Raw genomic sequence first — 11,253 nt, forward strand, 5'->3', positions numbered from 1 at the left:
ATCAAAAAGGGGGGCTGTTTTAAAACATTACTCTGTCTATTTTGACAGCTTTAGTTTTAAAATAGCCCTTCAACTATCTATAAAAATTTATATACAGTATTAGGAGGAAAATTAATGAAAAAAGCTATTATAGATGTACATTGTCATACTTTAATAAGTGGACATGCACATAGTACTTTTAAAGAAAATGTTGAAGAAGCAATTCAAAAAAATATAAAATATTTAGGCATATCAGACCATGGTCCTAATATGCCAGGAGGACCACATCCATTTTACTTCTATAATTTACATCTACTTCCACGCCAAATACAAGATTTAAAAATTCTTAGAGGTATAGAAGGAAATATCATGGATTATGATGGAAACTTAGATGTTCCAGAAGACATGCTACAACATTTAGATTATATAATTGCAAGTTTGCATAGACCTTGTATAGCTTCAGGTACAAAAGAAGAAAATACAAATGCTATTTTAAAAGTGATGGATAAACCTAGAGTAAAGATAATTGGGCATCCAGATGATAGTAGATATCCTTTAGATTATGAGTCTATAGTAAAAAAAGCAAAGGATAAAAATATTCTTTTAGAAATAAATAACTCTTCATTAAGTTCAAATTCTCATAGAACTGGAACTTGGGAAAATGCAAGTGAAATGTTACTATTATGTAAACAATATGGTGTAAGAGTTATTCTTGGTACAGATTCGCATATATGTTACTCTATAGGTGAATTTGAAAGTGCAGAGAAAGTTTTAAAATCAGTGGATTTTCCAGAAGAACTAGTAATAAATTATCATGAAGATGAAATTGTAGAGTTTTTTAATATAAATTTTTAGAATTTTAGGAGTGAGAAAATTTGAGTAAAAATAAGTTTATCTACATGAATTATTATGACAATGGTTATTTCAAAAAGGGAATGGTTATAAATATGGTTTTAGCTCTTATAATTTTGGCCACAATTTTTATATACTCAACAACATTTTTATATCTTTTATGTATAATAACAGCGGTTTTTCTTTTTAAGCAAGGTCGTGATTTTTCAAATAGATATAAGGGAAAAGTATATCTTACTCTTGATAATCATTCAATATCAATAAATAATCAATGTATTTTCAGTATAAAAGCTAGAAAAAATCAAAAATTTAACTATAAAGTAATAGAAAAAATAGAAGTAACAAAAAATATATTAAATATATGTTCTGATAATTTTAATTACAAAATTAGATTAAATGCATTGAGTTTGGAAGATGAAAAAAAATTATTGAGTACAATAGATGAAAAGATAAAAAAATTTAAGGGGTAATACCATACTATTTTCAATAGTTAGCATGATTTAGAATATTACTTGACAAAAATAAATAATAAAAAAATACAGATAATTATTTTTTTATGTTGACAATACATTTTAATGTGTATATAATAACTATTAAATCAAAATATTTAGAAAATTTAAATGATTTTAAAAGCGATGAATAGAAGTAGTAAGAATCATGAAACTTCCAGAGAGCTAAAGTATGGTGTGATTTAGCAGTTGATAATTCTGAACTTGTCTAGGAGCTGTTTCCTGAGTTGTGTAACTTAGGATAACCGTATTTCCACGTTATAGGAAAAATAGCTATTATAATAATTAGTAGTAGCTATTACTAAGGGAGCTTTTTAAAAAGCTAAATAGAGTGGTACCGCGAGCAAAACCTCGTCTCTAGTTTTACTAGAGATGGGGTTATTTTTATTCTAATGATAAATCTAACATTTGTACTTATGAATTGAAAAGGGGTAGAATTGCGTCGATATAAGGTATACTGAATACAAAAAACAGAAAAGGGGGAAAATAACATGAAATATGGAAAATATAAAAAATATAATAGAATGAAAATGGTAAATCGTAAATGGCCAGATAACGAAATAACAAAAGCTCCAGTTTGGTGTAGTGTCGATTTAAGAGATGGAAATCAATCACTGCCAACACCTATGAATGTAGAAGAAAAAGTCAGAATGTTCCGAATGCTTTTGGATACAGGGTTTAAAGAAATAGAAGTAGGCTTTCCATCAGCATCAAATACAGAGTATACATTTTTAAGAAAGCTAATAGATGAAAATATGATTCCAGATGATGTAACTATACAAGTACTTACACAATCTAGAGCTCATCTTATAGAAAAAACATTTGAATCAGTAAAAGGATGTAAGAAAGCAATAATACATTTATATAATTCTACATCTGTTCTTCAAAGAGAAGTGGTTTTTAATATGAGTAAACAAGAAATCATAGATATAGCAGTTGAGGGAGCAAGATTATTCAATGAAGAAGCAAAGAAATATCCTGAAACAGAGTTTATTTTTGAATACTCACCTGAAAGTTTCACAGGTACAGAAATGGATTATGCACTTGAGATATGTGAGGCAGTTATAGATGTGTGGAAACCAACGCCACAAAAGAAAGTTATAATAAATCTTCCATCAACAGTAGAAATGGCAACACCAAATATATATGCAGACCAAATAGAATGGTTTTGTGAAAATATAAGCTGTAGAGATTCTATTATAATGAGTTTACACACTCATAATGATAGGGGAACTTGTACAGCAGCAAGTGAACTTGGATTATTAGCTGGAGCAGATAGACTTGAAGGTACATTATTTGGAAATGGTGAAAGAACTGGTAATATGGACATAGTAAATGTGGGTCTTAATCTTTATACACAAGGAATAAACCCAGAATTAGACTTTAGTAATATTGATAAAATGATAGAAATATATGAAGACTGTACAAAACTTACAGTACATGATAGACATCCATATGCAGGAAATCTTGTACATTGTGCCTTTTCAGGTTCTCACCAGGATGCTATTAGAAAAGGTATGATAGCAATTAGCAATAGAAATGATGGTTGTTGGGAAGTTCCATATTTACCAATAGACCCTCATGATATAGGAAGAGAATACAAAGAAATCATTAGAATAAACAGCCAATCTGGAAAAGGTGGAGCTGTTTATATAATGGAAACAGATTATGGTTTCATGATACCTAAAAATATGCATGCTGATTTTGGAAATGTGGTTAAAATGGAATCTGATAGAATAGGAGCGGAACTTAGCAGTGAGTCAATATTTAACTTATTCAAGAAGGAATATATTGATGTTGAGAGTCCATATAAAGTTAAGAAATATAAGATAAAATCAATGGATGAGATAAACTATGAAAGTGATGATTCTGATGATACTAATATGATTGAGATGACTGCAAGAGTAACTTATATGGGTAATGAACAAAGGATTGTTGGAATAGGAAATGGGCCAGTAGATTCATTTAATAATGCATTAAAACAATGTGGAATGAAAGATTATAAATTTAGATATTATTGGGAACATGCATTAGAGGAAGGTTCACATTCAAGAGGTGTGGCCTATGTGGGAATAGAACATAATGATAAAGTTTATTTTGGGGTAAGCATATCAGAAAATATAAATACAGCAGCTATTAATGCTCTTATGAATGCAATAAATAAAAGTTATATTGAGGAGGAAGCAGAAAATGGGGATGACTATGACGCAGAAAATCTTAGCGAAACATGCTAATTTAAATGAGGTTAAGAAAGGACAATTGATTGAAGCAAACTTAGATATAGTTTTAGGCAATGATATAACATCACCAGTAGCTATTAGAGAATTTGAAAAGTTAGGAATTGAGGATGTTTATGATAAATCTAAAGTGGCAATAGTTTTGGACCATTTTACACCTAATAAAGATATAAAGAGTGCAGAGCAGTGTAAGTTTACAAGAAGTTTTGCAAAATCCAAAGGAGTGGTCAATTTCTTTGATGTAGGGGATATGGGAATAGAACATGTTCTTCTTCCTGAAAAAGGTATAGTAACAGCAGGAGATGTAGTCATAGGTGCCGATTCTCATACTTGCACATATGGAGCATTAGGCGCTTTTTCCACTGGCGTAGGTTCAACTGATATGGGAGCTGGCATGGCTACAGGAAAATGTTGGTTTAAGGTACCTGGTGCAATAAAATTTGTCCTAAAGAATAAGCCAAATAAATGGATAACTGGAAAAGATGTGATACTTCATATAATAGGGAAGATAGGTGTTGATGGGGCACTTTACAAATCAATGGAATTTTGTGGAGATGGAGTAAGTAATCTATCTATGGATGATAGATTTACTATTTGTAATATGGCAATAGAAGCAGGGGCTAAAAATGGAATTTTTCCAGTAGATGATAAAACTATAGAATATATAAATTCACATAAATGTACAACAACAGAAAAAGTTTTAAATGTATACGAAGCAGATGAAGATGCAATTTATGATGAAGTATATGAAATTGACTTAGCTACATTAAAAGAAACAGTAGCTTTTCCACATCTTCCTGAAAATACTAAAACAGTAGATGAGATTGATAACGATATAAAGATAGACCAAGTTGTAATAGGCTCTTGTACAAATGGAAGAATATCAGACCTTGAAGTTGCAGCTGAAATCATGAAAGGTAAAAAAGTTGCAGATGGGGTTAGAGTGATGATATTTCCTGGAACTCAAAAAGTATATCTTGAAGCAATAGAAAAAGGATATATTACTATCTTTATAGAAGCAGGAGCAGCTGTTTCTACACCAACATGTGGACCATGTCTTGGAGGTCATATGGGTATACTTGCAGCAGGAGAAAGGTCAGTTTCAACAACAAATAGGAACTTTGTAGGAAGAATGGGTCATGTTGATTCAGAAGTCTATCTTGCTAGTCCAGCTGTAGCAGCAGCATCAGCTATAACTGGAAAAATATCAAAACCATCAGAAATAATTTAAGGGAGGTAAAGTTTATGATTGCTAATGGAAGAGTTTTTAAATTTGGTGATAATATAGATACAGATGTAATAATACCAGCTAGATATTTAAATATAGCTGATTATAAGGAACTATCAACACACTGTATGGAAGATATTGATGATAAGTTTGTATCTAAAGTAAAGGCAGGAGATATTATAGTTGCAACTAAAAATTTTGGATGTGGTTCATCAAGAGAACATGCTCCAATCGTAATAAAAGAAAGTGGAGTATCCTGTGTAATTGCATCAACTTTTGCTAGAATATTTTTTAGAAATTCTATAAATATAGGGCTTCCAATACTTGAATGTGAGGAAGCAGCTAATAGCATAGAAGAAGGTGATACTATAGAAGTGGATTTTTCAACAGGTGTAATAAAAAACATAACAAAAGGAACAAAATATAAGGCTGAACCATTTCCTGAGTTTATGCAAAATATCATAACAAATGAAGGTTTAATTAACTCAATAAAGGTAAACAGGGGGTAATGGTGTATGAATTGTAAAGTAGCAGTCATAAAAGGTGATGGTGTTGGGCCAGAAATTATAAAAGAAGGTATAAAGGTCTTAAATAAAATTTGTTATAAATTTAATCATAAATTTGATTGTGAATATGTATTGGCTGGAGGATGTGCAATTGATGAAACTGGAGAACCTCTACCTGATAAAACTGTTGAAATATGTCGAAAAAACGAGGCGGTATTACTTGGAGCTGTTGGGGGTCCAAAGTGGGATAAATGTAAAGGGGATGCAAGACCAGAAGCAGGTCTTTTGAAATTGAGAGAATCCTTAGGCTTATTTGCAAATTTGAGACCAGCAACTATATATGAAAGTATAAAGGAATCTTCACCACTTAGAGCAGATATAGTAGAAAAAGGCATTGATTTTGTTGTTGTGAGGGAGTTAACAGGGGGCATTTATTTTGGAGAACGTGGAAGAAAGATTATTGATGGTGTTGAAGAGGCTTATGATGTAGAGGTATACAATGAAAATGAAATAAGAAGAATTGGAAGAAGGGCTTTTGAAATCGCTAGAGATAGAAAGAAGAAGCTTGTCAGTATAGATAAAGCAAATGTGCTTGAAAGTTCAAGACTTTGGAGAGGTATTATGGAGAACTTAGCTAAAGAATTTGATGATGTAGAGCTATCACATATGTATGTTGATAATGCTGCTATGCAAGTTGTGAAAGACCCTAGCCAATTTGATGTAATAGTGACTAATAACATCTTTGGAGATATAATATCTGACGAAGCATCCATGGTTACAGGTTCTATAGGTATGTTACCATCTGCATCACTTCGAGAAGATAGCTTTGGAATGTATGAACCAATACATGGGAGTGCTCCTGATATAGCTGGAAAAGATATTGTAAATCCAATTGCAACTATTTTATCTGTCGCAATGATGTTAAGACATAGCTTTAATCTAGAAGATGAAGCTAAATGCATTGAAGATGCAGTACAAAATGTACTTAGAAAAGGATACAGAACTAGTGATATATATAATAGTATAGGAACTGTTGTTGGTACAAAGAAAATGGGAGAATTAATAGTAAATGAAATTTAGAATTATAGTTTAATTTATATAATACGATTTGGTCATATAATGGGGGGCATTAGTAAAAAATTTATTGTGAAATAGTTTTATATTTGGGGTAGAAGAGATATTTTATTTTTAAAGCACAACATGATTTTAGGTAATTTTAATTACATAAAATCACGTTGTGCTTTTTTATAAAATAACACTTTGGATTAAGATTTTAATGCTGAAATAGCCTATTTTTGTTTATTAGAAATTTGCAGGGATTTAATTAATATTATATAATATATTTTAGTATTATGAATATTAAGTGACTGTCAATATTAGTTAGGAGATGGAGTTTTTGGGAAAATATAAGGTTTTAAAAAAGCAAAATAGTAGTAAATCTTGTTTAGTTTGTGGAACGCAAAATGAATTAGGATTAAAAGCAGATTTTTATGAACTTGAAAATGGAGAACTTGTATCAATTTGTAATACAAAAGATTGGCATCAGAGTTATCCAGGGAGAGTTCATGGAGGTATGTCTGCTGCAATATTAGATGAGACTATTGGAAGAGCTGTAAGTATAAATGATGACCAAATATGGGGGGTTACAGTATCTTTGGAATTGAAATATAAAAAGCCAGTACCAACAGATGCTACTATAAAAGTAGTTGGAAGGATAACTAAAGAAAATAGAAAATTATTTGAAGGTACAGGAGAAATAATTTTGCCAAATGGAGAGATAGCAGTAACAGCAACTGGAAAATATATGAAGATGCCTATTGGTCAAATAGCAGAAGGTGATTTTTCTGATGAAGAATGGTTCTTTGCTGAATCAGAAGAAAAAGTTGAATATATTGAGATTTAAGTGATTACATATTTGCTATGTAAAATGATGTGTAAAAAAATATAAAATTGAAAAACATAAGATAAAAATAACTTAGCTATACTTAAAAAAAATTCTTATAATAGCATTAAATTTACACGTTAAAAAAAATAATTTATATATTTAAAAAGTGTATTTTTTTTATGGGAAAAATTCAGAAAATTCAAACTAATGATGAGGTATAAAATGGATGATTTCACAAAATATAGAAAATAAATTATATATAAAATATAATTTTTATGTTGACATACTTAATTTAGCTTGATATTATAGATATTAAAAATAAGGACAGTAAACACACTATCCATATTACAAACTAAAAAAGGAGGGAATTATAATGAGTAAGAAATTATTTATTCCTGGTCCTATTGATGTTAGAGCAGAAGTCTTGGAAAAGATGGCTACACCAATGATAGGACATAGAGGGAAAGATGCATCTATACTTCAAAAAAGTATAAGTGAAAAAATGCAAAAATTATTCTATACCAACAACACGATACTTTTATCCACGTCGTCCGGAACTGGTTTAATGGAAGGCTCCATTCGTTCCTGTACATCCAAAAAGGCAGCAGTATTTTCCTGTGGGTCCTTTGGTGATAGATGGTACAAAATGGCAGTGGCTAATAATGTCCCAGCGGATATATTTAAAGTTGAATTAGGAGAGGCAACAACACCAGAAATGGTTGATAAGGTGCTTTCTACCGGAGAATATGATTTAATAACCGTAACTCACAATGAAACTTCAACTGGAATAAGAAATCCAATAGAAGAAATTGGAGAAGTTGTTAAAAAATATAAAGATGTGGTCTACTGTGTAGACACTGTAAGTTCAGCCGGTGGAATAAAAGTCGAGGTTGATAAGATTGGAATAGATATTTGTATAACATCATTACAAAAAGCACTGGGATTACCACCAGGAATGTCTATTTGCACATTTTCTCAAAAAGCAATCGATAGAGCTAAGCAAGTACCTTTTAGAGGAGTTTATTTTGATTTGTTAGAAATGTATGAATACTTAATCAAGAAAAACTACCAATACCCTTCAACACCATCTCTTTCTCACATGTTCGCTTTAGATTTCCAATTAGATAATATATTAGATGAAGGCCTAGATAACAGATTCAAACGACATGAAGACATGGCAAACTTAGTTAGAATCTGGGCTAAAAAACACTTCCAAATTTTTACCAATGAAAATCACTTATCCAATACACTTACTGTTATAGAAAATACTCAAGGTATTAGTGTATCAAATTTAAATTCAAAATTACAAGAACGAGGATTCCAAATAGCAAATGGCTATGGCAATTTAAAAGAAAAAACTTTTAGAATTTCACATATGGGTGACTATACTGTCGAAGATGTACAAGAATTATTAGATAATATTGATGATATATTAGGTTTTAATAAGTAATATTACAAAATTATGTGTATTTTAAGTTAAATTTAAAATATATAAAATAAAATGTGTTTTATGAAAATTACATATTAAATTTTTAACAAACATTAATGAAATTTGATATGACTTTAATAAAAAATATTTTGAAAATTATATAAATAGAAAGTGTAATTAAATAAAGTTTTTTAGTGATGAAAATACTTTAAAAAATAAAAATTGGAAAAATTAAGTGAATATAATTGGAGGAGTTTGTTATGTATAATATATTAATTACTGATGGAATAGAGAAAGATGCAGCGAGAAAATTGAGAGAGTTAGATTTTAATGTGATAGAAGAGTTTTATGAAAAAGATGTTTTAGGAGATAAACTTAAAGATGTTGATGTGCTTGTAGTACGTTCAGCTACTAAGGTTACTAAGGATGTAATAGACAAAGCATTAGAAGGTAAAAAGTTAAAATTGATAGTAAGAGGTGGGGTAGGATTAGACAATATAGATGTTAAATATGCAGAAGCTAATGGAATAAAAGTCATGAATACTCCAAATGCAAGCAGTATATCTGTTGCAGAACTTACAATAGGTCAATTATTTGTACTTGCAAGATTCATAAATACTGCAAATGTAACTATGAGAGATGGAAAATGGGAAAAGAAAAAATACAAAGGTACAGAAATTAATGGAAAAACATTAGGACTTATAGGTTTTGGAAGAATTGCAAAAGAAGTTGCAAAGAGGGCAGAACTATTAGGAATGAATGTCATATATACTGATATAATGGGTGAAGCACAAGGCTTTAACAAATATAGATTCTGTGATATGGAAGAAGTTTTACAAAAAGCAGATTTCTTATCTTTACACATACCTTTTGATAAGAATAAGGGGGCAGTAATAACTGAAAAAGAAATAAATAAGATGAAAAATGGAGCTTATTTAATAAACTGTGCAAGAGGCGGTTTGGTGGACGAAAAAGATTTACTAAAAGCATTAGATGAGGGTAAATTATCAGCAGCAGCTATAGATGTTTATGAGCAAGAACCTACATTAAATCTAGATTTAGTAAATCACCCAAGAGTTTCTCCTACACCTCATATTGGAGCATCTACAGTAGAGGCTCAAGAAAGAATTGGAGAAGAAATTGTAAATGTGATTCAAGACTACTTTCTTGACTTCAACAATCTAATAGGGGTAGCATTATAAAATATTTTATACAATTAGGAGGAATTTAGTAATGGCAACGATTAAACCATTTAAGGCGATTAGACCAAATAAATATATAGTAGATAAAGTAGCAGCACTTCCTTACGATGTTATGAATAGTGAAGAAGCTAGAGAAATTGCAAAAGGGAATCCATATTCATTTTTGCATATAGATAAATCAGAAATTGATTTAGATGAAAATATAAATTTATATGATGAAAAAGTTTATTTAAAAGCACGAGAAAATTTGGACGAATTTCGAAAACAAGAAATTCTAGTAAAAGAGGAAAAAGATTGTATATATATATACAAACAAGTTATGGATGGCAGAGCTCAAGTTGGTATAGTTGCATGTATTTCAGTTGATGAAAGCTTAGATGGAACAATAAAAAAACATGAGTACACTAGACCAGAAAAGGAAGTTGATAGAACTAATCATATAAAATACTGTGATGCTAATACGGGAACTATACTTGTAACTTACAAACATCAAAGATTAATAGATGATATGATAAATGATTTTATGGATAATCATGAGCCTTTATATGATTTTATAACAGATGACAAGATAGAGCATACAGTGTGGAAGATTGATAATGATGATATAATATGTAATTTAGTAAATGCATTTGGAAAATTAGATTATTTATATATTGCAGATGGTCATCATAGAACAGCTTCAGCAGAAAATGTAGCTAAAGAAATGAGAGCTAAAAATCCAAACTATACTGGAAAAGAAGAATTTAATTATTTTATAGCAATGATTGCACCAGATGAAAATCTAATGGTTTTAGATTATAATAGAGTTATCAAAGACTTAAATGGTTTAAATGAAGAAGAATTTATAAATAAAATAAAAGAAAATTTTGATGTAGAACAAATGAAAGGTAAAGAAAAATATAAACCTGACAAAAAAGGAACTTTCGGAATGTATCTAGGTGATAAATGGTACAAAATGAAGGCAAATAAGAATTTATTAGACATAGAAGACCCAGTTGACTCATTAGATATTTCTATACTACAAAATTATGTGATTGATGCTATTTTAGGAATTGAAAATCCTAGAGTAGATAAAAGAATTGATTTTATTGGTGGAATTAGAGGAATTGAGGAATTAGAAAGAAGAGTTAATGAAGATATGAAGGTAGCGTTTGCAATGTATCCTACTAGTATTGAGGATTTAATAAAAGTAGCAGATGCAGGCAAGATAATGCCAGCTAAGTCAACATGGTTTGAACCTAAGGTAAGATGTGGGCTATTCTTACACGAAATAAATGAATAATTAATAAAATTAAAGGCTAAAAAGTAAACTCTACTACTTTTTAGCCTTTAATTTTTAATTAAAAATAATAGTATAGTAATTTTAAATTATAAGAGATAGTTTTTCTAAAAAGCTATCTTTTTTTTTAGATTTTTATATGGTAAA

General features: G+C 29.9%; 10 protein-coding genes and 1 other annotated feature. All 10 genes read left to right on the top strand.

Annotated features, from left to right (window positions below):
• The first annotated feature begins 114 nt into the window (after window positions 1–114).
• The 10 genes from IC219_RS08545 to IC219_RS08590 all read left to right on the top strand — a co-directional run bounded on the left by IC219_RS08545 (window position 115) and on the right by IC219_RS08590 (window position 11,109).
• Window positions 115–834 carry a phosphatase gene (locus IC219_RS08545; RefSeq protein WP_227482944.1) on the top strand — a complete coding sequence of 240 codons (720 nt, stop codon included), beginning with the start codon at window positions 115–117 and terminating at the stop codon, window positions 832–834.
• A gap of 20 nt (window positions 835–854) precedes the next feature.
• Window positions 855–1,301 (top strand): hypothetical protein, encoded by a 447-nt coding sequence (locus IC219_RS08550; RefSeq protein WP_227482943.1) that lies wholly within the window; start codon window positions 855–857, stop codon window positions 1,299–1,301.
• A gap of 156 nt (window positions 1,302–1,457) precedes the next feature.
• Window positions 1,458–1,702: a binding site (T-box leader), on the top strand.
• Window positions 1,703–1,831: 129 nt separating this feature from the next.
• Window positions 1,832–3,574: a 2-isopropylmalate synthase gene (leuA, locus tag IC219_RS08555; protein ID WP_227436712.1), complete on the top strand. Its 1,743-nt coding sequence runs from the start codon at window positions 1,832–1,834 to the stop codon at window positions 3,572–3,574.
• A complete protein-coding gene (leuC, locus tag IC219_RS08560; RefSeq protein WP_227482942.1) occupies window positions 3,531–4,808 on the top strand; it encodes a 3-isopropylmalate dehydratase large subunit in 1,278 nt (425 codons plus the stop codon). The genes leuA and leuC overlap by 44 nt, the downstream gene beginning before the upstream one ends.
• A 14-nt stretch (window positions 4,809–4,822) precedes the next feature.
• On the top strand, window positions 4,823–5,314 hold the full coding sequence (leuD, locus tag IC219_RS08565; RefSeq protein WP_227436706.1) for a 3-isopropylmalate dehydratase small subunit: 492 nt from the start codon (window positions 4,823–4,825) through the stop codon (window positions 5,312–5,314).
• A gap of 6 nt (window positions 5,315–5,320) precedes the next feature.
• Window positions 5,321–6,391: a 3-isopropylmalate dehydrogenase gene (gene leuB, locus IC219_RS08570; RefSeq protein ID WP_227436704.1), complete on the top strand. Its 1,071-nt coding sequence runs from the start codon at window positions 5,321–5,323 to the stop codon at window positions 6,389–6,391.
• Between the two features lie 307 nt (window positions 6,392–6,698).
• Window positions 6,699–7,214 (top strand): PaaI family thioesterase, encoded by a 516-nt coding sequence (locus tag IC219_RS08575; protein WP_227436702.1) that lies wholly within the window; start codon window positions 6,699–6,701, stop codon window positions 7,212–7,214.
• A 355-nt stretch (window positions 7,215–7,569) separates the two neighbouring features.
• On the top strand, window positions 7,570–8,646 hold the full coding sequence (locus tag IC219_RS08580) for a pyridoxal-phosphate-dependent aminotransferase family protein (protein WP_227436700.1): 1,077 nt from the start codon (window positions 7,570–7,572) through the stop codon (window positions 8,644–8,646).
• A 239-nt stretch (window positions 8,647–8,885) separates the two neighbouring features.
• Window positions 8,886–9,827: a D-2-hydroxyacid dehydrogenase gene (locus tag IC219_RS08585; protein WP_227436698.1), complete on the top strand. Its 942-nt coding sequence runs from the start codon at window positions 8,886–8,888 to the stop codon at window positions 9,825–9,827.
• Between the two features lie 31 nt (window positions 9,828–9,858).
• Complete coding sequence (locus IC219_RS08590) at window positions 9,859–11,109, top strand: DUF1015 family protein (RefSeq protein WP_227482941.1); 1,251 nt, start codon at window positions 9,859–9,861, stop codon at window positions 11,107–11,109.
• The last annotated feature ends 144 nt before the right edge of the window (window positions 11,110–11,253 follow it).

Source organism: Clostridioides sp. ES-W-0018-02, from assembly GCF_020658175.1.
Classification (GTDB): Bacteria; Bacillota; Clostridia; order Peptostreptococcales; family Peptostreptococcaceae; genus Clostridioides.